Annotated in this window: 19 protein-coding genes; 2 read left to right on the top strand and 17 right to left on the bottom strand. The window is 68.4% G+C overall.

Annotated features, from left to right (window positions below):
• The 6 genes from IC535_RS09130 to IC535_RS09105 form a co-directional block, all read right to left on the bottom strand.
• Positions 1–1302, bottom strand: a complete 1302-nt coding sequence (locus IC535_RS09130; protein ID WP_429000334.1) for a hypothetical protein — start codon at positions 1300–1302, stop codon at positions 1–3.
• A 13-nt stretch (positions 1303–1315) separates the two neighbouring features.
• Entirely contained in the window at positions 1316–1963 is a 648-nt protein-coding gene (locus IC535_RS09125; protein WP_228885365.1) for a DUF2242 domain-containing protein, read from the bottom strand.
• Positions 1964–2105: 142 nt separating this feature from the next.
• The gene (locus tag IC535_RS09120) at positions 2106–4283 is read right to left on the bottom strand and encodes a carboxy terminal-processing peptidase (RefSeq protein WP_228885364.1); all 2178 of its coding nucleotides are present in this window, start codon (positions 4281–4283) and stop codon (positions 2106–2108) included.
• 472 nt (positions 4284–4755) lie between these two features.
• Positions 4756–5766 carry a lipoyl synthase gene (gene lipA, locus IC535_RS09115; RefSeq protein ID WP_228885363.1) on the bottom strand — a complete coding sequence of 337 codons (1011 nt, stop codon included), beginning with the start codon at positions 5764–5766 and terminating at the stop codon, positions 4756–4758.
• Between the two features lie 17 nt (positions 5767–5783).
• Entirely contained in the window at positions 5784–6488 is a 705-nt protein-coding gene (gene lipB / locus IC535_RS09110) for a lipoyl(octanoyl) transferase LipB (RefSeq protein ID WP_228885362.1), read from the bottom strand.
• Positions 6476–6754: a DUF493 family protein gene (locus tag IC535_RS09105; protein WP_228885361.1), complete on the bottom strand. Its 279-nt coding sequence runs from the start codon at positions 6752–6754 to the stop codon at positions 6476–6478. The genes lipB and IC535_RS09105 overlap by 13 nt, the downstream gene beginning before the upstream one ends.
• A 193-nt stretch (positions 6755–6947) precedes the next feature.
• On the opposite strand from IC535_RS09105, the gene IC535_RS09100 reads away from it, so the two are divergent.
• On the top strand, positions 6948–8012 hold the full coding sequence (locus tag IC535_RS09100) for a lipid A deacylase LpxR family protein (RefSeq protein WP_228885360.1): 1065 nt from the start codon (positions 6948–6950) through the stop codon (positions 8010–8012).
• Positions 8013–8259: 247 nt separating this feature from the next.
• On the opposite strand, the gene IC535_RS09095 is transcribed toward IC535_RS09100, so the two are convergent.
• The 8 genes from IC535_RS09095 to IC535_RS09060 form a co-directional block, all read right to left on the bottom strand.
• On the bottom strand, positions 8260–9474 hold the full coding sequence (locus IC535_RS09095; RefSeq protein WP_228885359.1) for a D-alanyl-D-alanine carboxypeptidase family protein: 1215 nt from the start codon (positions 9472–9474) through the stop codon (positions 8260–8262).
• 109 nt (positions 9475–9583) lie between these two features.
• The gene (locus IC535_RS09090) at positions 9584–10774 is read right to left on the bottom strand and encodes a septal ring lytic transglycosylase RlpA family protein (RefSeq protein ID WP_228885358.1); all 1191 of its coding nucleotides are present in this window, start codon (positions 10772–10774) and stop codon (positions 9584–9586) included.
• Positions 10771–11916: a lytic murein transglycosylase B gene (gene mltB, locus IC535_RS09085; RefSeq protein WP_228885357.1), complete on the bottom strand. Its 1146-nt coding sequence runs from the start codon at positions 11914–11916 to the stop codon at positions 10771–10773. Before mltB ends, IC535_RS09090 begins: the two co-directional genes overlap by 4 nt.
• A gap of 729 nt (positions 11917–12645) precedes the next feature.
• Positions 12646–13758, bottom strand: coding sequence for a rod shape-determining protein RodA (gene rodA / locus IC535_RS09080; RefSeq protein ID WP_228885356.1), 1113 nt, complete (start codon positions 13756–13758; stop codon positions 12646–12648).
• Positions 13755–15818 carry a penicillin-binding protein 2 gene (gene mrdA, locus IC535_RS09075; protein WP_228885355.1) on the bottom strand — a complete coding sequence of 688 codons (2064 nt, stop codon included), beginning with the start codon at positions 15816–15818 and terminating at the stop codon, positions 13755–13757. Before mrdA ends, rodA begins: the two co-directional genes overlap by 4 nt.
• 1 nt (position 15819) lies before the next feature.
• On the bottom strand, positions 15820–16305 hold the full coding sequence (gene mreD / locus IC535_RS09070; protein ID WP_228885354.1) for a rod shape-determining protein MreD: 486 nt from the start codon (positions 16303–16305) through the stop codon (positions 15820–15822).
• Positions 16302–17408, bottom strand: coding sequence for a rod shape-determining protein MreC (gene mreC / locus IC535_RS09065; RefSeq protein WP_228885353.1), 1107 nt, complete (start codon positions 17406–17408; stop codon positions 16302–16304). The genes mreD and mreC overlap by 4 nt, the downstream gene beginning before the upstream one ends.
• A gap of 156 nt (positions 17409–17564) precedes the next feature.
• Positions 17565–18611, bottom strand: coding sequence for a rod shape-determining protein (locus IC535_RS09060; protein ID WP_019186044.1), 1047 nt, complete (start codon positions 18609–18611; stop codon positions 17565–17567).
• Between the two features lie 275 nt (positions 18612–18886).
• On the opposite strand from IC535_RS09060, the gene IC535_RS09055 reads away from it, so the two are divergent.
• Positions 18887–19825 (top strand): carbohydrate kinase family protein, encoded by a 939-nt coding sequence (locus tag IC535_RS09055; RefSeq protein ID WP_228885352.1) that lies wholly within the window; start codon positions 18887–18889, stop codon positions 19823–19825.
• A gap of 284 nt (positions 19826–20109) precedes the next feature.
• Here the strand turns inward: IC535_RS09055 and IC535_RS09050 are convergent, their stop codons facing one another.
• From IC535_RS09050 to IC535_RS09040, 3 genes are all read right to left on the bottom strand, one after another.
• The gene (locus IC535_RS09050) at positions 20110–22080 is read right to left on the bottom strand and encodes an LTA synthase family protein (protein WP_228885351.1); all 1971 of its coding nucleotides are present in this window, start codon (positions 22078–22080) and stop codon (positions 20110–20112) included.
• A gap of 296 nt (positions 22081–22376) precedes the next feature.
• Positions 22377–22994: an HAD family hydrolase gene (locus tag IC535_RS09045; RefSeq protein WP_429000339.1), complete on the bottom strand. Its 618-nt coding sequence runs from the start codon at positions 22992–22994 to the stop codon at positions 22377–22379.
• 2 nt (positions 22995–22996) lie between these two features.
• Complete coding sequence (locus IC535_RS09040; protein WP_228885349.1) at positions 22997–23728, bottom strand: hypothetical protein; 732 nt, start codon at positions 23726–23728, stop codon at positions 22997–22999.
• Positions 23729–23856 lie beyond the last annotated feature (128 nt).

Below are 23856 nucleotides of genomic sequence, written 5' to 3'. Positions count from 1 at the left end.
TCACCTTCCAACGTACGGGTTGTGTTGCCGAATCGCTGCCGGTGGGGCGTCGCACTGGCCAAGGCGAGTGTCGATCCAGCGCCGGTACAGCGTGGTATGCAGGTTGTGCAGGCCCAGCTCGAAGGCATACGGCGTGCGCGGGTTGCGGTCGAGCAGGCGGGCGATGTGATAGCCCACCGGACGTATACCGTGAGGATGCACGTAAATGAGGAAGCCCTGGTAGAACGGATCGTCCAGCAGCTGGTCCAGTTCCTTCAGCAGCGGTTGCTGTTGGGCCGGCACCTGCGCGCGCAGGGCCCGGTCGCGCTCGACCAGCAGCCGCTCGAAGCGGCGCGGGCCGGGGCCGGGCATGCGCCGGGCCAGCGACCAGATGCGCCGGTTGCGTGCATCGTAATGGGCAAAGCCCTGGTGTTGGCGCAGCGCGCGGGCGGCCGCGTCGCTGACATCGACCACCACGAAGTTCTCGGCCTGGTTGTTGATGTCGTCCAGGTAGCTGCGGTCGAACACGTGCTCGATGAAGCCCGGTGCGCCGACGAAGGCCTGGCGGCCGCGCTGCGCGGTCTGCCTGGCCTTGCCATCGGCCAGGAAGGTGCCGGCGTGGCGGCCAAGCAGGATGCTGTCGGTCTGGTGCAGCGTGAGGAAGGTGCCGATCGACAACTCGCCCGGGGTGAACGCCGCATCGAAGGCGGCATCGCCGTACAGCTCGCGCTGGGTGGTCAGCTGCGCCACCTGCCGGCCCACCCCGCATTCGGAGCGGACCTTGCCGCTGTAGAAACTCTGCAGCGCGTCGCTGTTGCCGGCCGCCGGCTGGTAGCCACGACCGAAGCTGCGGAACCGCTGCCAGCCCTGCGCCGACGCACCGCGCACGCCGAAGCCGATCCAGCCCAGTTGCACGGCCGAGAAACGGTACCCCGGGTTGTCCTGCAGCCGGGTGGTGGCGCGGCGGGTGGCCTGGCCGAGTTTGAAGGCGTAGGCGCAGACCGTGGCCGGGTCGTCGAACAACCGTGGCAGGAACGCGGCGCGCTGCGCGGCATCCCAGTGCCGTGGCAACTGCACGCGCAGGTCGCCGGCGGACTGCGCCTGGGCCAGGTCGGCACGTTCGCAGACCGGCCCACCGTGCACCACCGGTGTGGCCAGCATGGTGGGCTCGATGCGCCAGCCGAGCTCTTCCAGCAGCGCCTGGGTACCACAGGCCGGCGCCGCCGAGGCGGCCGTGGACACCGTGGCCGCCAGCGCGGTGCACAGCAACGCGCCTAGCGCGGCCAAGGCAGGCCGCCGTCGTGTGTCGCCAGCTGGCTGCACCCTGCCTGCCCGCTCAGTACGCCGGCGCGGGGGTGTCCACCGCAGGGGCCGGTACCGGTGCGGCGGCGGCCGGCGGCGGCACTGCGGCGGGCTCGGCGGGCTCGGCGGGCTTGGCCGGTTCGACCGGCGCAGGCGCCGGTGCTGCCGCCGCGGCCGGCAGGTACTGCTGCAGGCGCTCGAAGAAGCGGCGATAGAAACCGGCGTCCTGCACCGTGCTGCTGGCCACCTTCACCAGCGAATCGTCGTTGCTGCCGAACGGCAGCGACACCGAGCCCAGCGCACCAACGCCGACACTGGCCGAGGTCGGGCTCTTCTTCAGCGCGTAGCGGTCCTGTACGGCGCTGACGAATACCAGCGCCTGCTCGCCGCGCGCCGCGCAGGAAATTCGCAGCACCAGCTGCTCGTGCTCGTCCTGGCGCGGCTGGAAGTTCTTGTTGCCTTCCACCGCCTCGGCATCGGCGCGGGCGATCGCATAGCCCTGGCTGAGCAGGGTGCGCCGGGCGGCCTCGCAGGCCAGGCCGGGCGCACCGGGCACGGCCCGCGAATAGGTGTCGCCGGAATCGAACGATTCACGGATCAGGGTGCTGTCGGCGGCACGACCGCCGCAGGCGGTCAGCGACAGGGCCAACAGGCCCGCCGGAATTGCATGGGACAGCCGCATGGGCGCTCCTGCGAGAACAGACTCGGCCCAGCATAGCCCTGGGCGCGTATGCGCCAGGTTTAAACGGCGAAGGGCCGGCGCACCGGCCGGCCCTTCGTTGTTGTAGGTTCACCTGGGCCGCGCCGTGGCCAGCCCCGGCGCCTCAATCGGCCCAGCGGCCCACCGCGGTGGACTGCGGCAGCACCTGCGCCGACAGCGGGCGGTCGTTCTCCAGCAGGTTGACCGCATCGGCCAGGATCGAGGCCGACTCGCGCAGCAGCGGATCGGGGCGCTTCTCGGCGGCCTTCTCGCGTGCGGCATCCTTGACGATGTCGCGCTCGTTGCCGGTCAGGCCGTCATCGTTGCTGTCATCGGCCAGCGGGTCCAGGTCCAGGCCCAGCTGCTTGCGGATCGCCTGGCGGTCGGTGCGCTGCCGGTCCTGCTTCTCACGCTCGGCGCGGCGCTCGGCCTCGTTGAGCGAGATGTACTTCTTGGCCTTTTCGGCGCGGAACTGCTCGACGTCCTCGTTCCACCACTGGAACTCCTTGTCGGTGGCGATGCGGCTGGCATGCCGGGCTTCCAGCTTGGGCAGCAGCGCGCCGAAGTTGCCGTACTGGGTATGCGGCACGGCGGCGATGCGGGTCCATGGCAAGGCGTTGTCGTAGGTGCTTTCGCCGTACTCGGTGGCGTCCACGCTGGCCGGGAAGGCCAGGTCGGGCACCACGCCCTTGTGCTGGGTGCTGCTGCCGCTGACCCGGAAGAACTGGGCGATGGTCAGCTTGACCTGGCCGAAACGCTGGGCCTCCCCGCTCGGCCAGCGGTCCAGGTCGACGATGTTCTGCACGGTGCCCTTGCCGAAGGTGGTTTCACCGATCACCAGGCCACGGCCGTAGTCCTGGATGGCGCCGGCGAAGATCTCCGAGGCCGAGGCCGAGCCACGGTTGATCAGCACCGCCAGCGGGCCGTCCCAGGCCACCGCTTCGCTGCGGTCGCTGTTGACGGTGACCCGGCCACCGGATTCGCGCACCTGCACCACCGGGCCCTGCTCGATGAACAGGCCGGTCAGTTCGATCGCTTCGTCCAGCGAACCACCGCCGTTGTTGCGCAGGTCCAGCACCACGCCATCGAGCTTGTCGGCCTTGAAACCGGCCAGCAACTTGGCCACGTCACGGGTCGCCGAGGCGTAGTCGGTGGCGTTGCGGCGGCGGCCTTCGAAGTCCTGGTAGAAGGTCGGCAGCTTGATCACGCCGACCTTGCGCGCCGGCTCGCCGTCCTTGGCCGGGATGGTCAGGGTCTCGCCCTTGGCCGCCTGTTCGGCCAGCCGCACCTTCTGCCGGGTCAACACCAGCGCATGGTGCTTGCCGTCCACGCCTTCCTCGGCCGGAATGAATTCCAGCCGCACCTGGGTGTCCTTCTTGCCGCGGATCTTGGCCACCACATCGTCGATGCGCCAGCCAATCACATCTTCGATCGGGCCGGACTTGCCCTGGCCGACGCCGACGATGCGGTCGCCCGGCTTGAGCGTGCCATTGACCGCAGCCGGGCCGCCGGCGATGACCTCGCGGATCACCACCATGTCGTCCTGGCGCTGAAGCTGCGCGCCGATGCCTTCCAGCGACAGCGACATGGCCTGGTTGAAGTTCTCGGCGGTACGCGGGGTGAAGTAGTCGGTGTGCGGATCCACCGCACTGGTGTAGGCGTTGAGGAAGAACTGGAACGCGTCCTCGCCCTTCAACTCGTTGACCGACTTTTCCAGCGTGGCATAACGCTTGTCCAGCGTCTTGCGGATCTCGGCAGGCTGCTTGCCGGCCAGCTTCAGCCGCAGCCAGTCGTTCTTTACCGACTTGCGCCACAGTTCGTCCAGTTCGGCGTTGCTGGCCGCCCAGGGCACGTCCTTGCGGTCGTACTCGAACCTGTCGTCGGTGCTGAAATCGAAGTCCTGCTTGAGCAGTTTGCGCGCGTAGCCGATGCGCTCGCCCACCCGCTGCTTGTACACCGCAAACACCTGGAACGCCGGCTCCAGCTCACCGCCGCGGATGGCGTTGGCGATATTGGCCTCGAACGGCGCAAAGCGGGTGATGTCAGCCTGGGTGAAGAACTGCTTGCTGCCGTCCAGGGTTTCCAGGTAACGCTTGAACACGTCCTTGGAGGTGGCCGCATCGAGCGCGCGCGGCCGGTAGGCGTAGCGGCTGTCCGAGAGCAGTCCGTAGACCAGCTTGGAGGTGGTCACCTGGTCGGCCGTGGCCGCCGATGGCAGCGCCGGCGAATCGGCGTAAGCGGCCAGGGCCAATGGCGCGGTCAGGGCCAGGGCCATCAGGAATGCGGGGGCTTTGAATTTCATCGACTTGCTCGTGGCACCTTGCCAGGGGGGAGACTGCGTGCGGATCAGACCACACGACAGTGCCGAAAGTTGCAGGGTTTGTCATCCATCCCCGCGCAACAGGGATTTCCAGCCTAAACCGGGGCCTGTAGCAAATTGTGAATGGCGCAGGCACGACCGGCGGGGTAGCCACCGACCGTTGGTCGGTGGGAAACACGACGGAGCAGCGCGTACCCACCAACGGTGGGTACCTACCGCGATGCCGAAGAAACGTGTTCGAACAAAATACGAAACGCCGCAATGCGCGCCTTTACCATCCGCCAGCGCCGGATACTGTCCCGGAGGGGGCAGGTAGCCCTCTCCGGGACCGTTGGCGCCATGGATGGCGCCAGACGAGCACCAGGGATGGGCTTTGGCGTGTCCTGGAGAGGGCTACCTGCCCCCTCCAGGCACGTGAGCGACCGAGGCGCTGCTTTCCACAGCAAACCTGGAATCAGGCGACCCCCGCCCCCTTGGCCTGCACATCGGCGTGGTACGACGAGCGCACCATCGGGCCCGAGGCGACATGGCTGAAGCCCAGCGCGTAGCCATAGACTTCCAGCGCCTTGTATTCCTCCGGCGTCCAGTAGCGCAGCACCGGGTGGTGGTGCGCGGTGGGCTGCAGGTACTGTCCGATGGTGATCATGTCCACATCGTGGGCGCGCAGGTCGCGCAGGGTCGCCTGCACCTGCTCCAGGTCCTCGCCCAGACCCAGCATGATGCCGGACTTGGTGGCGATGCCCGGGTGCTGGGCCTTGAAGTTCTTCAGCAGGGTCAGCGACCACTGGTAGTCCGCGCCCGGGCGCACATTGCGGTACAGGTCCGGCACGGTCTCGATGTTGTGGTTGAACACGTCCGGCGGGTTGGTCGCCAGGATGTCCAGCGCCCGCTCCATGCGGCCCTTGCCGCGGAAGTCCGGGGTCAGCACCTCGATGCGGGTGTTGGGCGACTTGGCGCGGATCGCCCCGATGCAGTCGGCGAAGTGCTGAGCACCGCCGTCGCGCAGGTCGTCGCGGTCCACGCTGGTCACCACCACGTACTTCAGGCCCATGTCGGCCACCGTCTGCGCCAAGCTGGCCGGCTCGCCGGCATCGGGCGGCTTGGGCCGGCCGTGGGCGACATCGCAGAACGAACAACGGCGCGTGCAGACCTCGCCGAGGATCATGAAGGTGGCGGTGCCGTGGCTGAAGCACTCATGGATGTTCGGGCAGCTGGCTTCTTCGCAGACCGTCACCAGGCGGTTCTCGCGCAGCTTGGCCTTGAGCAGCTGCACGGCGTTGCCCGACGGGATCCGGACCCGGATCCAGGACGGCTTGCGCAGCACCGGCACGTCGGCGAACTGCACCGGCGAGCGGCCGATCTTGTCACCGCCCACCTGTTTGACCCCCGTCTGCAACGGCGCGGCGGACGGCGTGTCACCCTGCACGACCTGCAGGGGAATGATGCGAGCGGTGGTTTCAGTCATGGCCTTGGTCGGCGGCGCTAGGCCGCGTCTGTCAGATCGGGCAAATCAGGGTGCGGCTGGAGCTCCAGGCCGAACTGGCGGGCCAGATGGCCCAGCAGTACCGGCGTGACGGCCGCCATGCCGGACGGTCCCCCCAAGTCTAGCACCGAGGTCACCTGCAGCCCTTGATAGCCACAGGGGTTGATGCGGCCGAACGGCTCCAGGTCCATGGCCACATTGAAGGCCAGGCCATGGAAGGTGCAGCCGCGGCGCACCCGGATGCCCAGCGCGGCGATCTTGGCGCCGCCCACGTAGACCCCCGGCGCGCCGTCGCGCCGTTCAGCGCCGATATTCCATTCGTCCAGGGTGTCGATGATCGCCTGTTCGATCCGGCACACGTAATCGCGCACCCCGATTCCCAGCCGGCGCAGCTGCAGCAGCGGGTAGACCACCAGCTGGCCGGGGCCGTGGTAGGTCACCTGGCCACCCCGGTCCACGTGCAGCACCGGGATGTCGCCCGGGGCCAGCACGTGCTCGTCCTTGCCGGCCTGGCCCAGGGTGAACACCGGATCGTGCTCGACCACCCACAACTCGTCGGCGCTGGCATCGCTGCGCGCATCGGTGAAACGCTGCATGGCGTGCCAGACCGGGGCATAGGCCTGGCGGCCGAGATCGCGCACGATCGCCGGCTGCGCCGCCCGCTGGCCCGGCGCCGGCGCGGTGCCGTCCGCTACAGCGTCCACTTCACTTCCGGATGGTCGCGCAGCACGGCATGGGCCGCATCGTACTGCTCGCGGTTGTCGGCCTTGAACACCAGCCGCACCGACACATACTTGCCGTTGGACGAGTGTTTCCAGCTGATCCGCTCGGTCAGCACTTCCAGGCCGGCCAGCTCAAGCAGGCGCGGCAATTCGCGTTCCAGCTCCTGGCCAGCCGCGCCCATGGCGCTGAGTTCGAACTGGCCGGGGAACTGGAAGCCGTGGTCGGGGTTGTCAGACTTGATTTCCATGACCGCGATTATGGGGACGCCTGCGGCCGAACCCAAGCCTTGCGTGATCGTGCCCATACCTGCCACCAACGCCACGTGAAAAGCCGGCTTCACCAGCAAGACGCTCCAATGCATGCGCGGGCCTGTTCACCGCCTCACGCGCTGATTACGCTGCTTTGGCATAAAAACAGAACAAACCCTGAGCGGGAATCCCATGCAGTTGAAGCCCTACGCGTTGCCGGCCGCCCTCGCCGGCGTCCTGGCACTGGCCGCCCCGGCCGTACACGCCGCCTCCCAGTGCGGTCCCGATGCAATGCGCGAGCACCCGCCGCAGGTGAACTTCCGGGTGGACAACGACCTGTTCGGCGGCGCCGACCAGGACCAGGGCTATACCAACGGCGCCCAGATCACCCTGGTCTCGCCCAACCTGGTCGACTACACCGACGACCCCTGCCTGCCGCGGCTGGCGCGCTGGGTCAACCGCCATCTGGAGAAGCTGCACCCGGGGCAGTTCGAGCAGCAGAACATGATCTTCAGCCTGGCCCAGGGCATCTTCACTCCCAGCGACTTCACCCGCCGGGACCTGATCGAGGACGACCGCCCGTATGCCGGCGTGCTGATCGCCAGCTTCGGCTACAACGCGCGCCGCGGCGACCGCCTGCAGACCACCCAGCTGGCGGTGGGCGTGGTGGGGCCGTGGGCGCAGGGCAAACAGGTGCAGAACGCGGTGCACAGCGTGCTGGGCGATGAGAAGTTCCAGGGCTGGGACAACCAGCTGCACAACGAGCCGGTGTTCATGCTGACCCACGAGCGCATGCGCCGCTGGCCGGCCGACGCCAGCGTCAATGCCGGTGGCTGGGGCTGGGATGCGATCAGCCACTATGGCGGCGCGGTCGGCAACCTGGCCACCCACGCCAACGCCGGCGGCGAGCTGCGCTTTGGCTGGAAGCTGCCCGACGATTTCGGCAGCACCCCGCTGCGCCCGGCCGGCGAGAACACCGCCCCGACCCGCGGCGGCAAGCCGGCCGGCTGGTCCTGGCACCTGTTCGCCACCACCGACGCGTCCTGGGTGATCCGCGATATCACCCTGGACGGCAATACCTTCCGCAACAGCCACAGCGTGGACAAGCGCCACGTGGTGGGCCAGGCCGGCTACGGCGTGGCGGTGATGCGCGGCCGCTGGAAATTCGCCATGGCCCGCTACCACAGCACCCGCGAATTCGACGGCCAGCGCGAAGCGCCGGTGTTCGGCAGCTTCACCATCAGCCGGTCGCTGTAGGCGGCCGACTGATGGTGAAGCGGTAGCTACCGACCGTTGGTCGGTACACCAAAGAGAAAAAGACCGGCGCAGGCCGGTCTTTTTTTGCCTTGCCCGGGTCGCTGCAACACGCACCAGACCTGCCGCAATCGCGCCAACAACCGGTAGGTCCGACCCGAGGGGCGGGTACCAGCGCGATCATTGCCATGTCCACGCACAAAAAAAGACCGGCTTTCGCCGGTCTTTCTTCATCGCGGTCGAACCGGGATTATTCCGATTCCCACCACATCCAGAAGCTGTCCCACAGGCGCTTGAAGAAACCGGCTTCTTCAACGGCGGCCACGGCCACCAGCGGGGCTTCGGCCACCACCTTGCCATCCAGCATCACCTTCAGCGTGCCGATCGGCTGGCCGGCGGTGAACGGTGCCTCCAGGGTCTTGGGTACATCGATGCTCGGCTTGAGGTCGTTGTAGCGGCCGCGCGGCACGCTCACCAGCAGCGGCTGGGCCACGCCCAGCTGCACGGTGGGCGCCTTGCCCTTCCACACCTTGTGCTCGGCCACGGCCTTGCCCGGCTCGTACATGCGGTGGGTTTCGAAGAAGCGGAAGCCCCAGTTGAGCAGCGCCATGCTGTCATCGGCGCGCTGCTTTTCCGAGCTGCCGCCCAGCACCACGGCAACCAGGCGCTGGTCGCCACGCTGGGCCGAACTCATCAGGCAGTAGCCGGCCTCGGAGGTGTGGCCGGTCTTGATCCCGTCCACGCTCTGGTCGCGCCACAGCAGCTGGTTGCGGTTGGGCTGCTTGATGTTGCCTACGGTGAATTCCTTGATCTTGTTGTAGGCGTAGGTTTCCGGATAGTCACGCACCATCGCCCGGCCCAGCAGCGCCAGGTCGTAGGCGGTGGTGTGGTGGCCCGGCGCGCTCAGGCCGTGCGCATTGACGAAATGCGAGTCCTTCATGCCGATCTTGGCCGCGTAGCTGTTCATCAGCGACGCAAACGCTTCCTCGCTGCCGGCCACGTGTTCGGCCAGCGCGATCGCCGCGTCGTTGCCGGACTGGACCGCCATGCCCTTTTCCATGTCTTCCAGGCGTGCGGTCTGGTTGACCGGGAAGCCGCTGTAGCTGCCGTCGGTACCGGCGCCGCCTTCGCGCCAGGCGCGCTCGCTCATCATCACCTGGTCGTCGGAACGGACCTTGCCGTTCTTGACCTCGGCGGCGACCACGTAGGAGGTCATCACCTTGGTGATGCTGGCCGGGGCCAGCTGTTGGTGCACGTTCTCGCCGGCCAGGACCTGGCCGGTGGCGTAATCCATCAGGATCCAGGCCTTGGAAACGCTGGGCGCCGGTGCCGGCGGGGTGGCCACGGTGGCCGGGGCGGCGGCAGGCGCAGGCACCGGCTGCGGGGCCGGTTGCGGGGTCTGGGCGGAGACCATGCCCACGAACAGGGTCGTGGCCATGGCAGCAGCGGCAAAGCGGAATTTCATCGGACAGCAAGCTCCTGGAGGGGCGCCAAGGGGAAAAGAGGATGGACGAGGCATTGTAGGCCCATGCGACGGCGGCACGCCGGGCGCACCGCCAATGGGCCGGTGGCGTTCAGTCCCTGACGATCTGCGGCGACCCGAAGCCCAGACCGGCAATGCGGCCGGCAAGTTCCGAGGCGCTGGCAGGGTCGGCGGCGGCCACGCGCAGGCGCCACAGGGTACGGCCGCCGCTGACGATGTCGCTGATGCTGGCCCCGACGATGCCGGCCGAGGACAGCTGGCCCAGCGCGCGGGCGGCGTTGTCGCGGCTGGCGAAGCTGGCCACCTGCAGCAGCACGTTGCCGACCTGCTGCGGCAGGCTGGTGGCCGGCGTCGGCGCCGGGCGCACGGCCGGGCGGGCCGGTACGCTGGCCACCGCCGGGGCGGCCGCCGGCAGTGCGCTGACGGTAACCGGGGCCTCCTCGACCGGTGCGGCCTGGGTGGCCGCCGGCCGGCCGGCGGCCGGAGTGGCCGGCAGGGTGCCGACCAGCTTGTCCATGTCGCTGGCCGGGCGCGCCGCGGTGGCCACGGCTGCGGCGCGGCGTTCGCGCCGCGACGGCTTGTCTTCGCCCGGCAGCAGCGCGCGCACTTCCACGTTGCCGGTGCCGCGCTGGGTGATGCCCAGGCGCACTGCGGCCGCATAGCTCAGATCGATCACCCGGCCATCGTGGAACGGGCCGCGGTCGTTGACCCGCACGATCACCGATTCACCGTTGTCCAGGTTGGTCACCCGCGCAAAACTCGGCAACGGCAGGGTCTTGTGCGCGGCAGTGAAGGCATACATGTCGTACACCTCGCGGTTGGAGGTCAGCCGGCCATGGAACTTGGCCCCGTAGTAGGACGCTTTGCCCTTCTCGGCATAGCCGCCGGTCTTGTCCATCACCTGGTACTGCTTGCCCAGCACCACGTACGGCGACTTGTTGCCGACCGCCGAGCGCGGCAGGTCGACCACGTCCGGCTCGGGGATGCAGTCCACGTTGGGAACATAGGTAGGCGTGCTGTCGTTGACGCCGGGCTTGTACAGCCCGCCGGCGCGGTAGTCGCCGCGGGTGCTGGGGTCTTCGGCGGCGGCCTTGTACGGCGAACCGTCCGGGCAATGCGGCGGCCGCCCGCCCTTGCTCTGCACCAGGGTGCCGCCCGGCTTGCTGCCGGTGCCGGTGCCGGTGCCGGCCTGGCCGGGCTTTTTCGGTGCACTGCTGCAGGCTGCCAGTGCCAGGATCAACAAACCGGGAATGAGCCATCTGCTGCGTGCGGGTGCGTTCATGCCGGTGGCAGCTCCTGTCCGGCAATGGCCTGGGACAACTGGAACACGGCCATCGCATACATTTTCGAGAGGTTGTAACGGGTGATCGCGTAGTAGTTCTGGAAGCCCAGCCAGTACTGCTTGCCGGTGCTGGCCTCCAGCGTGATCGGGGTGGCGGTCAGGCCGGCCGGCACCGGGCTGCGCGGCTGGTAGCCGCGCGCGGCCAGGTCGGACAGGGTCCAGGTCGGCGCCCATTCGGTCGGGTTGAACTCCTCGTGGCCGGCGGCCAGCGTGGCCGGCACGGCAACCGGGCCACCGCGCACCCAGCCACCCTTCTTGACGAAGTAGTTGGCGATCGACGAGAACACATCGTCATAGCTGTTGAACAGGTCGCGGCGGCCATCGCCGTTGCCGTCCACAGCGTAATCCAGGTAGCTGGACGGCATGAACTGACCCATGCCCATCGCCCCGGCGTAGCTGCCCTTGATGCTGGTGATGTCCAGCTTCTCGTCGCGGGTCAGCGCGAACAGCCGCGCCAGTTCATCGCGGAAGAACAGCTCGCGGCGCACTTCGCGTTCGAGCTTGGCCGGGTCGCCGCTGCGCGGGTACTTGAAGGCCAGCGTGTACAACGCATCGAGCACACGGTAGCTGCCGGTATTGCCGCCGTAGCTGGTTTCCACCCCGATGATGGCCACGATCACTTCGGCCGGCACCCCGGTGCGGGACTGCACGCGCATCAGCTCATCGCGGTGCTGGGCCAGGAACTTCCTGCCGCCGTCGATCCGCGCCTGGCTGATGAACATCGGCCGGTACTCGTTCCACGGCTTGACCCGCTCGGCCGGGCGCGACATCGCGGCGATGATCGGGTCGCGGATCTGCGCCTGGTCCAGGGTGGCCTGGATCTGCGCGGCGGGAATGCCGTAGCGGGCCGCGGTGTCGCGCACGAAGTTGGCGCGCGCCACCTCGAACGGCACCGGGGCCAGATCGACCGGCGCGGCACTGGCGGCGGCCGCTTCCGGCGCGGCTTCGGCCGGGCCCTTGGCGATCGGCACCGGTTTGTTGGGTGCACCCGAGGCCTGCGGCGTCGGTGACGGGGATGGCGGCTGGGTCGCACAAGCGACCAAACCGAGCGTGAGCATGCAGGCCAGGGAGCGTCGGATCATCGCGGCAGGTTAGCAGGTCATGGATGAATTAAAACCCCTAACACCATGAATCACAACGAATTGCCGCGACTTCTGGGCAATCGTTAAGACCGCGTCTAGATAGACCACGATCACACTCCCCATTCAGCGACAGGCTGATCAATGCGTCTATTGAGCGTCCCGGTCTGTAAACGGGATCACACCGCGTACTCCACCAGCGCCCTAGGCGGGAAACAGTTGCGCAGAGGCAACGACCAGGTGCCATGAACCCCTCTGGTGGAGAGCCCCTTCTTGTTGAAGGGGCGCGCCGACAGGCGCGGGTAAGGTGGAATGCCTGACCTCTCGTGCCTCCGGCACAAGAGGTTCCGCCGGTTGCGCCCCCATCCCCATGGACGCAACCGGCCAAACCGACCAGGTCGGTACCGGCGCGACGCGCAACTCCCCAGCGCACGTCTCGCCATGTGGTACCTGTCAGGTCAACTACTCCCCGCCATGCTCCCCTGTCCATCGCTTGGCTCGACGGACCTGCTGGCGGGCCGCCATTGTGCCGGCCGTTTACGACAAGTCCATTGATCCGGATCAGTGCGCATCATATTTGTGCGCTACTTCTCACTTTTCAGTCAGTTTGTTGACGACGCCTGCACCAAACACGACAGGAGATGACGCAAACAACCCCATCCGCCAGGAATCGGTGACCGGATCGAAGTGCATCCACGCATGGCGTGGATCTACGCGGCGGGGCGTCCTGCCTCAGCCGTAGCCGCCGTGCACGGGCTGGTGCCTGCGCGCGGCCATCACCAGGCCGAACCCGGCCAGCAACGACACCGCCGAGGTGCCGCCATAGCTGATCAACGGCATCGGCACCCCCACCACCGGCAGCAGCCCGGAGATCATCCCGCCGTTGACCAGCACGTAGACGAAGAACGCCAGCCCGGTGGCGCCGGCCAACAGCCGCGAATAGGAATCGCGCGACTGCGAGGCGATCCACAGGCAGCGCCCGATCACCACCAGATACAGGGCCAGCACAATGGCCACCCCGATCCAGCCGAACTCCTCGCTGAGCACCGAGAACGCGAAATCGGTGGTCTGCTCGGGAATGAAGTTCAGGTGCGACTGCGAGCCCTGCCCCCAGCCCTTGCCGTCGAAACCGCCCGAACCGATCGCGATCTTGGACTGGATGATGTTCCAGCCCGCGCCCAGCGCATCGCTTTCCGGGTCCATGAACATCATGATCCGGTCCTTCTGGTACGGGCGCAGCAACCAGAACCAGGCCACCGGCGCCGCGGCCGCCACGCCGCCGACCGCCACCCCGACCCACCACCATGGCAGCCCCGCCAGCAACAGCACGAACGCGCCGCTGGCGGCGATCAGCACCCCGGTACCGAAGTCCGGCTGCAGCATCACCAGGCCGGTCGGCACCCCGATGATCACCGCGCTGACCAGCACGGTGGAAAAGCGCGGCGGCAACGGCATCCTGTGCAGGTACCAGGCCACCATCATCGGCAGGCTGACCTTGAGCAGTTCGGCCGGCTGCAGGAAGAACAGCTTCAGGTCCAGCCATTGCCGCCCGTACTTGCCGGTGCCCAGCACGAACACCGCCAGCAACGGAATCATCGAAATGGCGTAGATCAGCGGCGTGGCCGAGCGGATGCGCAGGATCGATACCCGCGAAATGGCCCACATCGCCGCCAGCCCGACCACCAAGCGCGCGCCCTGCGCGTACACCAGCCCGTCGCCGCCGGCGCTCTTGAGCACGGCCAAGCCGATCAGCATCAGCGTACCCAGCGCCCCGCACAGCACCCAGTCCAGGCTGTTGCTGAAACGCACCACCATGTCCATCGCCCAGCGCAGGAACACCTTCATCGGCTGCGCTCCGGGGCGGTGGGCGGGGCCGCGGCCGGCGGCAGCGGCGCGTCCGGTGCGGGTGCGGGTGCGGGTGCGACCGGCAGGCCGACCTGCACCGGCAGCGACTCCAGCATGGCCGCGGCCGCATCGCCGGCGGCGCGCGCGTTGCCGTCGCCGCTGTCGAAACCGGTGATCCCGATCGCGGTGGTGCCGCGCTCGCTGTCCAGCGGCTCCAGGCCATCGGGCATCTTGCCCAGCAGCCAGGCATCGAACAGCTTGCGCGCGATCGGCGCCGCCGCCGAGCCGCCATAGCCACCGCCCTCGACCGCGATCGCCAGCGCGATCACCGGGTTCTCGGCCGGCGCGAAGCCGACAAACAGCGAACGGTGGCGCAGGTGCATCGGCAGGCTCTTGGGGTTCACCGCGGCGGTACCGCGGCGGCTGATCACCTGCGCGGTACCGGTCTTGCCGGCGATCGTATACGGCGCTCCGGCCGCGGCCCGTGCACCGCTGCCGCCGGGGCGCATGGTGCCCATCATGCCTTCGCGCACCGCCTGCAGGTTACCCGGGCTGGGGCTGACCGGCTTGCTCGTACCGGCCGGCGTGGCGGTCCACTCGGCATCGAAGCCGGCGCGCTGCTGCATCACCAGGTGCGGGGTGCGCAGCTGGCCGTTGCCGATCCCGGCCACGCCGTGCGCCAGCTGCAGCGGGGTGACCTTCCAGTCGCCCTGGCCGATGCTGACGTTGACCGTGTCGCCGGGGTACCAGCGTTCCTTGCGGGTCTTGTACTTGTACTGCGGCGAGGGCAGGATGCCGCCGATCTCGCCGGTCAGGTCGATGCCGGTGGGTTGGCCGAAGCCGTAGTAGCCCATGTAGTGGTCGAAACGCTCGATCCCCATGTCCAGCGCCAGCTTGTAGTAGTAGGTGTTCACCGACTGGGTGATCGACTTGCGCAGATCGGTCCAGCCGTGCCCGCCGCGGTTGGCATCGCCCCAGCCGCGCGAGGTTCCCGGCAGGTAGAACATGCCGGTGGACAGTACCTTGTCCTCCGGTTTGCGCACCCCGCTGTCCAGCCCGGCCAGGCCGATCAACGGCTTGATCGTCGAGCCCGGCGCCACCCCGCCCAGCACCAGCCGGTTGAACTGCGGCCGCGAGGGGTTGTCGTTGAGCGCCTTGAAGTCGGCGTGGGAGATGCCGTTGACGAACAGGTTGGGGTCGTAGGATGGCAGGCTGACCATCGCCAGCACCTCACCGGTACGCGGGTCGATCGCCACCGCGGCGCCTTCGAACTCGCCGAAGGCGGCCACCATGGCGCGCTGCAGGTCGGCGTCGATCGACAGCCGCAGGTCGCTGCCGGACTGCGCGGCGACCCGGCCGATGGTGCGGATCGCCCGGCCCTGCACGTTGGTCTCGACCTGCTCGTAGCCGACCTTGCCGCGCAGCTCCTGCTCGTAATAGCGCTCCAGCCCGGATTTGCCGATATGGGTGAGCGCGGCGTTGCCCTCGCCGAGCATTTCCAGGTCCTTGTCGTCGACCCGGCCGACATAGCCGATGATGTGCGCGAACAGCTCGCCATACGGGTAGCGGCGGGTCAGGTAGGGCTCCAGCTCCACCCCCGGGTAACGCCAGCGGTCCACCGCAAAGCGCGCCATTTCCTCGTCGCTGAGGCGCAGCTTGAGGGTCACCGGCAGGAAGTTGCGGCGCGCCTTGCGCGACTTGTTGAAGGCCTCGATGTCTTCCGGGGACAGCTCCAGGATCGTGGCCAGCCCGGCCAGGGTGGCGTCCATGTCCTTGACCTTGTCCGGGGTGACATCCAGCCGGAACGCCGGCACGTTCTCGGCCAGCAGCCGTCCGTTGCGGTCGTAGATCATGCCGCGCCCGGGCACCACCGGGCGTGGCTTGATCCGGTTGGCCTCCGAGCGGGTGGCGTAGATGTCGTGGTCCAGCACCTGCAGCTTGAAGTACCAGCCGCCCAGCCCGATCAGGCAGACCAGCACGCCGAAAAAGCCCAACGCGGCACGACGCCGGAACTGCTCGGCTTCGGCATGCGGGTTCTTGGCCTGGCGGCGCACGTACATGTCAGCGCCCGCGACGCCCGAAGCGCACCGCGTCGAGCAGGATGAACAGCAGCGGCCACAGGCCCATGCCCAGCAGCGGCGCCCACCAGTAGGTCCACGGCAGGGTCGGTTCGCCGACCACGATGTGCACCACGGCGCTGACGATGCGGTCGTTGAACAGCAACCCGCCGATGGCCAGCATCTGCTGGGACATGGGGAAGAAGCGGATCCGCGCGCGGAAGCGTTGCAGGATGAAGGTCAGCATCACCAGCCGCAGCGCCTGCTCGCCCAGCACCCCGCCATACAGCAGGTCGGCGACTACGCCGCTGGCAAACGCAATGCCCAGCCCGACCCGGTCCGGCGCCTCGATGACCCAGTAGGCCAGCACCAGCGCCAGCCAGTACGGGCGCAGCGGCTGCAGCACCACGGGCAACGGCAGCAGGCCCAGCAGCAGCGCCACCACCAGGCTGACCGGCAGCACCCAGGGTTTGTCGCGCAGGCGGCTCATGGGGGGTTCCCCCCGGATCCGGCCTGCCGGGCATGGCCCGGCGCTACCGTAGATTCGGCACGACGCGGCGTGGTCACCGGCACCGGTGCGGCCGGGCCGGGCCGGTTGGCCTGCGGGGCCTGGGTGGGTGACGTCGCCGGCGCCGTACCTGTGGGGGACGCCGTCTCCGGTGCAGTACCGCCTGCGGGACTGCCGTCCTGCAATGGCGACGCAGCCGGGCCACCGGCCTGGCCCGCGTCACGGCGCAGATTCGGCGGAATCCGGATCGCCGCGCCCGGGCGCAGCAGCAACACATCACGGCCGCGGTCCAGTTGCGCGGCCGGCTTCAATTCGCCGACCAGGAAGGCGTGGGTGTCGTCCGGGCGCAGCGCCGTGATGCTGCCCACCGGGAAGCCGGCCGGGAAGCGGCCGCCGAGACCGGAGGTGACGATCTCATCGCCCACTTCGACCCCGGCGCTGAGCGGAATGTCGCGCAGCTCCAGGGTGTCGCCGCGGCCGTAGACGATCAGGCGCACGCCGTTGCGGGCCACGGTGACCGGCACCGCGTGGTCGGGGTCGGTCAGCAGCAGCACGGTGGCACTGCTGCCGGTGGTGGCGATCACCTGGCCCATCAGGCCACCGGCATCGATCACCGCCTGGCCCAGGTGCACACCGTCGCGGCTGCCGGCGGCCAGCACCAGGCGCTGCCGCACGGGATCCAGGTCGATATCCAGGATCGGGGCGAGCTGCACGTCCAGGCCGCTGCGCTCGGCCACGTTGAGCAGCTCGCGCAGCTGGGCATTGTCCAGCGCGGCGGTCTGCAGGCGGGTCAGGCGCGCATTGGCGATCAGCAGCTGGTTGCGCAGTTCGCGGTTCTCGGTGACGAGCTGGCCATGGCTGGCCGCGTTGTCCTTGACCTGGGTGCCCAGGCGACCCGGCAGGCCGGCCAGCGCCCACACCGGCTGCACCAGCACGTTGGCCTGCGCGCGCAGGCGCGACAGCCAGCCGGCCTGGTCATCGAGCACGATCAGGGTGATGGCCAACGCCAGGTAAGCGAGCAGGCGCAGCGGACTGGCGGCATCGCCCTGGCGGGAGGCTACGGGAGGACCGGCATAAGGCGGCACAGGCGTCGACTGGGAAAAGTGTGGATGAAGCGCGCGGAACGAGAGCGCAGCGGGAACAGCATGCGACAACGCCCCGGCGGGGTGACGCCCGGTGAGCGGGACTCACCGGAGGCATCACGCCGTAGGGGCGTGTCTACGATACACGGCCGGTACGGCTCACTCCGGCGCAAAGAACTCGTTGCCGTGCATGTCCACCAGTTCCAGCGCACGGCCGCCACCGCGGGCCACGCAGGTCAGCGGGTCATCGGCCACCTGCACGTGCAGGCCGGTTTCCTCGGAGATCAGGCGGTCCATGTCGCGCAGCAGCGCGCCGCCGCCGGTGAGCACGATGCCGCGCTCGGCGACGTCGGCACACAGTTCCGGCGGGGTCTGCTCCAGCGCCAGCTTGACCGCGCTGACGATGCCCGACAGCGGCTCGTGCAGGGCTTCAAGCACCTCGTTGGAGTTGATCTTGATCATCTTCGGCACGCCCTCGGCGAGGTTGCGCCCGGAGATCTCCATTTCGATCACTTCGGCCTGCGGGTAGGCGCAGCCCAGCTCGACCTTGATCCGCTCGGCGGTGGCTTCACCGATCAGCATGCCGTGGTTGCGGCGCACGTAGTTGGTGATCGACTCGTCGAAGCGGTCGCCGCCGATCCGGACCGAGGCCGAATAGACGATGCCGTTCAGCGAGATCACCGCCACTTCGGTGGTGCCGCCGCCGATATCGATGACCATCGAACCGCGCGCCTCGGTCACCGGCATGCCGGCGCCGATCGCCGCGGCCATCGGTTCTTCGATCAGGAACACATCGCGCGCACCGGCCTCCTCGGCCGATTCCTTGATGGCGCGGCGCTCGACCTGGGTCGAGCCGGCCGGCACGCAGACCAGCACGCGCGGGCTCGGGCGCAGGAAGCGCGACTTGTGCACCTTCTTGATGAAGTGCTTGAGCATCGCCTCGGTGTAGGTGAAGTCGGCGATGACCCCGTCCTTCATCGGGCGGATGGTGGTGATGTGGCCCGGGGTCCGGCCCAGCATCTGCTTGGCCTCGGCGCCCACCGCGGCCACCGAACGGGTGCCGCCGATGGCACGGTCCTGGCGCACGGCCACGACCGACGGCTCGTTGAGTACGATCCCCTGGCCGCGCACATAGATGAGGGTATTGGCCGTGCCCAGGTCGATGGACAGGTCATTGGAGAACATGCCACGCAGCTTCTTGAACATCTGGGAGTTGATCCTGAGGGGTGTCGCGCCCAACGCGGGATGGCGAAAAAATGGGCAGAATTCGAGGGCGATAAGCCTAGCAATCCCCCTGTGCGCGAGCAAGGACAAATCTGCTGCAAAGCAAGCCTTCACGGCCATTCAGGTCAATCCGGGGCGCCCGGGTTCTGGCCCAAAGCCGCCTCACCCGTTAACCTTTGCGCCGCAGGGCGTCCCAGGGCGCCGTTTCGTTGCCCGCCCGACGGGCCTCAAACTCCTTTCCGCATAGGCCTTAATCGATGTCCGCTTTGATCTGTGGTTCTCTTGCCTTCGACACCATCATGGTGTTTCCGGACCAGTTCAAGAATCACATCCTGCCGGACAAGGTGCACATCCTGAATGTGTCGTTCCTGGTGCCGCGCATGCGCCGCGAGTTCGGCGGTTGCGCCGGCAACATCGCCTACAACCTGCACCTGCTGGGCGGCGAGCCGATCCCGATGGGCACGGTGGGCTCGGACTTCGGCCCCTACCGCGAGTATTTCCAGGGCCTGGGCATCGACCTGAGCCGGATCAAGGTGATCGACGAGCTGTTCACCCCGCAGGCGTTCATCACCACCGACCACGACAACAACCAGATCACCGCCTTCCACCCCGGGGCGATGATGCGCTCCTACGAGAATCACGTGCGGGACGTGCCGGGCGTGACCCTGGGCCTGGTCGGGCCGGACGGACGCGAGGGCATGATCCAGAACGCCGAGGAGTTCGCCGCGGCCAGCGTGCCGTTCATCTTCGACCCGGGCCAGGCCATGCCGCTGTTCAACGGTCCGGAACTGCGCACTTTCATCGAGCAGGCCGACTACGTGGTGGTCAACGACTACGAGTCCAACCTGCTGCAGGAGCGCACCGGCTGGGACGAAAAGGCGATCGTGAGCCGGGTCAAGGCCTACATCACCACCCGCGGCCCCAAGGGCGCGGTGATCCACACCCCGGAAAAGACCTATGACATCCCGCCGGCGCACGAGCGCCGCGTGGTCGATCCGACCGGCTGCGGCGACGCCTTCCGCGCCGGCCTGATCTACGGCATCGAGAAGGGCTACGACTGGCTGACCATCGGCCGCATGGGCAACCTGATGGGCGCGCTGAAGGTGGAACACCCGGGCACGCAGAACCAGCGGTTCACCTTCGACGAGTTCAACGAGCAGTTCAAGCAGCAGTTCGGTTACGCGCTTCCCGCGTAACCAGACTGCCCGCGTTCTTCCTCCCGATCCCGCGCCTGTCGGCGCGCGCCCCTGGCCGGTAGGGTCGGATCCCGATCGACTGCCGGCCCGGCGGGACGGGCCTGGGACGCATGACCCCGGATCGGGGATGGCTGTTGCACCTTGCGCGTGGCTGCGGCCGGGATCAGGCGTTCGTCGCGCCGATGGGCGCCACCGGCAGTCGATCGGGATCCGACCCTACCGGGCCCGGCTGCCGGGTCCTTCAACGCCCTCCGGCATCACCGGCGCCGCGCTACCCGCGCAGCTCAGGGCTTGGCAGGTAATCGGTACAACTCCTTCTCGTAGGCCAAGGTGCCCCACATGGCGTGGGCATGGGCCCGCCGCGCCAGTTCCGGCCGCAGCGCCTGCGGCTGCAACTGGTCGGTGGCCGGGTCGTAACGGTAGCCCCGGGCCGGCTTGTCCGGCTGCAGGATGGCCACGTCGTTGCCCTCCATCCAGGCCAGGTTGCGGTCGTACTGCATCAGCGCGCGCCCCGGCTGCAGCCGCCGCAGGTCGGTCAGGTCCTGCCCGAGCATCGGCGTGGGGTCGGCGATGCCCAGCAGCGACAACAGCGTCGGTGGCAGGTCGATCTGGCTGACGATGCGGCCGTCCCGGCGCACCGGGATGCCGCCGCCAAGGATCAGGCCGGGGATATGGAAGTTGCCGATGGGCACCATGTTCTTGCCGAACACCCGCGAATCGTGGTCGGCCACCACCAGGAACACGGTGTCCTCCCAGTACGGCGAAGCCATCGCCTTGCGGAAGAATTCGCCCAATGCGTAATCGGCGTATTTGGCGGCGTTGTCGCGGGTCTGTTTGGGCTGCTCGTACAGATCGATGCGGCCGTCGGGGAACTCGAATGGATCATGGTTGCTGGAGGTGAAGACCAGGCCGAAGAACGGCTTGCCCTGCGCCTTCAACTGCCGGAACTGCTGGTCGGCGCGGCCGAACAGATCCTCATCCGAGGCGCCCCACGAACCGACGAAGGCCGGCTTCCGGTAGTCCTTGCGGTCGACGATGCGGGTGAAGCCATTGGCGAGGAAGAACTCGCGCATGTTGTCGAAGTGGCTTTCGCCGCCGTAGTAGAAGCCGGTGTCGTAGCCGTGCCGGCCGAGCAGGTCGGCCAGGGTGAAGAAGCGCTGGCGGGTGGCCGGCAACTTGACCACCGATTCGGCCGGGGTCGGCGGGAACCCGGTCAGCACCGCCTCGATCCCGCGCACCGAACGCGTGCCGGTCGCATACAGCCGCTCGAACGCCCAGCCCTGCCTGCTCAGGCGGTCGTAGTTGGGCGACAGCGGCCGTCCGCCGAGGCTGCCGATGAACTGCGCGCCGAGGCTTTCCTCCAGCACGATCACCAGGTTGCGCGGCTTGCCGCGGTACAACGGCGGGCGCAGCGCCAGGCTCGGCAAGTCCTCGGACACATAGGCCGATGCCGGCAGGCCGCTGCTGGCGCGCAGCTCGCCGACCACCTCGGCCAGCGGCAGGTCGCCATAGACGCGCGAGGTTTCGCTGCGGGTGGCCAGCTGCCGCGCGGCGTAGCCGACGGTGTACAGCGAGTTCAACGGCAACGCGTTGATGGTCGGGTCGGTCGAGAACGCCACCAGCGCCGGGTTCAAGGGCCGATGGCCCAGGCTGGAACGCACGCCCAGGGCCGCCAGCAGCAGCACCGCCAACGCCAACGGCAGCCGCCACAGCCAGCCCGCCTCGACCGCGCCGGGCGCGGCACTGTGGTCCACCCAGCGCCGCGACCAGCGCCGCAGCGCCCAGAACAACACGATCACCGCGCTCACTTCGATCACCACCGCCAGCAGGTGGCCGCGCAGCAGCGTCATCCCCACTTCTTCGGGGTAGATCAGGTATTCCAGGAACAGGCGATTGGGGCGCAGCCCGTACTCGGCCATGAAGCTGGGCGTGGCCAACTCCATGAACACCAGCAGCACGCTGGCCAGGATCAGCCACCACCGCAGCAGCTGCCGCCAGGCCCGGCCCACCCGCCCCTGCACCGGCAGCAGCAGCGCCAGCACCGCGGGGATGCCGTACAGCAGGCACAGGGTCGCCACATCCACCCGCAGCCCCTGCGCGAATACCGTGGCCCAGCCGTCGGCCGCCGTGACCCGCCCGGCGTGCCACAGCGCCAGCCCCAACCGCGACAGGGACAGGGCCACCAGGCCAAACAGGAAGAAGGCGGCAATCGGACACAGACGCCGGTGCAGCGACACCCACACAGTTCGAAGCATGAAAGGGATCCAGAAAGGGAACAACGGACATCCACCACCGATCCCTGGCAGCGGGCCACACCGAGCAACGTGTTACCCGACACAACCGCCAGCGCAGCGGACCGTCCGCCAAACACCCTTCAACGCATACCTCCGCCGCCTCGACTCCCGCCGGGCGCCCGGGTCGCGATCAAACCGCTGTCCTGGACAATACAGTGATTACGCGGCGGTGACCGGCAACGCGTCCCTGGGTTCCCGGCACGTCGCGCCGGTTCCAGCGCGGTGTAGTGCCAGCGCTGGCCGTAGTGCCTGCCCGGCTAGCGTCGCCAGTGCGCCAGCACCGCCGCGCAATCGGCCAGGTGCCAGCAGGCCAGGCCCGGCCACGGGTTGTCCGGGGCGTTGACCAGCAGCGTGCGGGTGCCTGCGGCGCGCCCGCACTCCAGGTCGAAGCGGTAGTCGCCCACCATCACCATCTGCGCCGGCGCCACCTGCCAGCGCTGCACGAAGTACTGCAGCCCGGCCGGTGATGGCTTCGGGTCGGCTTCGTCGCGGCCGATGATGTCGTCTTCGGCAAACACCCCACCCAGCCCGATCGCCTGCAGGGTGACCTGGGCCAGGCTGCGCACGTTGCGGGTCAGGATGCCCAGCCGGCAGCCGGTGCCCTGCAGCGCGCGCACCAGCGCCACCGCGCCCGCCGCCGGCTGCGAGGCAGCGGCCAGCGCGCGCTCATGCGCCAGCAGCCAGGCGTGCTTGGCGGCGGCCTGCGCGGCGGGCAACCCGGCCAGGTAGGTGAGGATGTCCTCCTGCTCCGGGATCGCCAGCTCGCGCTTGATCCGCGCGAAATCATGCATGGCCACGGTCAGGGTGCCGTCCATGTCGAACACCCAGTGGCGGATCGCCGACAGCGGCAAGCCCGCCGGCGGGCCGCCGACCATCGTCATTGCCACCACGTGGGCATGCGCTGGCTGTCTACCCCGCCGGTCTCGAACACCGCCGTGCGGGTACCGCCGGCCTTGACCGGGAACTCGATGCTGATCGCCTTGGCCTTGCGCGCCAGCTTCCACAGCGCCTTCTGGTCGGTGATGAACATGGCGATCGCCTCGTCGGTATCGGGCCGCCAGGCGGCCATGGCGATCGGCTTGCCGCCGTCCACGCTGACCTGCACCTTGCACTGCGGGCAGCGGAAATCACCGGCCTGAAGCACCAGGTAGGCATGCCGCTTCCACTCGGGATGGTCGCGGAACACCAGCTGCACCGGCTTGGCGCCGCTGCCATCCACGTCCACCCGTTCCTTGCTGTAGATCTGCGCCGAGACCTGGCTGCCTTTGCCGCCTACCGCAACCTGGTTGTACTGCCACAGCCCCTGCAGGCGGCGCAGGTCGCGGGCCGCATCGGCCTTGGCCTTGACCTCGGCGTAGCCCGGTTCGATCCGCGCGGCCACGTCGGTGTCCTTGTACTGGTCCAGCAGCGCGCCGCCATGGATGCGCGCGGTCTCCCATTGCTGGGCGGCCACGGCCATGTCGTACTGCTTGGCCACCCCTTCGGCCTTCGCCTCCAGCTGCGCCTTCGCGGCGGCGGCAGCGGCTTGCTGCGCCTGGCGTTCTTCCTCGGGGTTGCTGCAGGCCACCAGCGCCAAGGCACAGGCGGCGGCCAGGATCAGTCGTTTCATTGCGTGCTCCCAATCGGTGAAAACGCCTGCCGGCGTGACCGGGGTACTTTAGCAACCCGTGGTGGATGGACGCATGAGCGTGAACGGGCGTGGCGCACAGCCAGGCCTTGCGGCGGACGGACCTTGCG

Source organism: Stenotrophomonas rhizophila, from assembly GCF_020857975.1.
In the GTDB taxonomy this organism is placed as follows: Bacteria; Pseudomonadota; Gammaproteobacteria; order Xanthomonadales; family Xanthomonadaceae; genus Stenotrophomonas; species Stenotrophomonas rhizophila_C.
This window is presented reverse-complemented; position numbering and strand designations above follow the sequence as displayed.

What these genes read in the sequence shown, in the direction of transcription:
- IC535_RS09105 (WP_228885361.1), bottom strand. Translation starts at nt 6,754, where the DNA reads ATGGAAATCAAGTCTGACAACCCCGACCACGGCTTCCAGTTCCCCGGC.
- lipA (WP_228885363.1), bottom strand. Translation starts at nt 5,766, where the DNA reads ATGACTGAAACCACCGCTCGCATCATTCCCCTGCAGGTCGTGCAGGGT.
- mrdA (WP_228885355.1), bottom strand. Translation starts at nt 15,818, where the DNA reads ATGTACGTGCGCCGCCAGGCCAAGAACCCGCATGCCGAAGCCGAGCAG.
- IC535_RS09040 (WP_228885349.1), bottom strand. Translation starts at nt 23,728, where the DNA reads ATGAAACGACTGATCCTGGCCGCCGCCTGTGCCTTGGCGCTGGTGGCC.
- IC535_RS09095 (WP_228885359.1), bottom strand. Translation starts at nt 9,474, where the DNA reads ATGAAATTCCGCTTTGCCGCTGCTGCCATGGCCACGACCCTGTTCGTG.
- IC535_RS09045 (WP_429000339.1), bottom strand. Translation starts at nt 22,994, where the DNA reads ATGGTCGGCGGCCCGCCGGCGGGCTTGCCGCTGTCGGCGATCCGCCAC.
- IC535_RS09125 (WP_228885365.1), bottom strand. Translation starts at nt 1,963, where the DNA reads ATGCGGCTGTCCCATGCAATTCCGGCGGGCCTGTTGGCCCTGTCGCTG.
- mreD (WP_228885354.1), bottom strand. Translation starts at nt 16,305, where the DNA reads ATGAGCCGCCTGCGCGACAAACCCTGGGTGCTGCCGGTCAGCCTGGTG.
- rodA (WP_228885356.1), bottom strand. Translation starts at nt 13,758, where the DNA reads ATGAAGGTGTTCCTGCGCTGGGCGATGGACATGGTGGTGCGTTTCAGC.
- IC535_RS09050 (WP_228885351.1), bottom strand. Translation starts at nt 22,080, where the DNA reads ATGCTTCGAACTGTGTGGGTGTCGCTGCACCGGCGTCTGTGTCCGATT.
- IC535_RS09100 (WP_228885360.1), top strand. Translation starts at nt 6,948, where the DNA reads ATGCAGTTGAAGCCCTACGCGTTGCCGGCCGCCCTCGCCGGCGTCCTG.
- IC535_RS09090 (WP_228885358.1), bottom strand. Translation starts at nt 10,774, where the DNA reads ATGAACGCACCCGCACGCAGCAGATGGCTCATTCCCGGTTTGTTGATC.
- mltB (WP_228885357.1), bottom strand. Translation starts at nt 11,916, where the DNA reads ATGATCCGACGCTCCCTGGCCTGCATGCTCACGCTCGGTTTGGTCGCT.
- IC535_RS09055 (WP_228885352.1), top strand. Translation starts at nt 18,887, where the DNA reads ATGTCCGCTTTGATCTGTGGTTCTCTTGCCTTCGACACCATCATGGTG.
- IC535_RS09060 (WP_019186044.1), bottom strand. Translation starts at nt 18,611, where the DNA reads ATGTTCAAGAAGCTGCGTGGCATGTTCTCCAATGACCTGTCCATCGAC.
- IC535_RS09120 (WP_228885364.1), bottom strand. Translation starts at nt 4,283, where the DNA reads ATGAAATTCAAAGCCCCCGCATTCCTGATGGCCCTGGCCCTGACCGCG.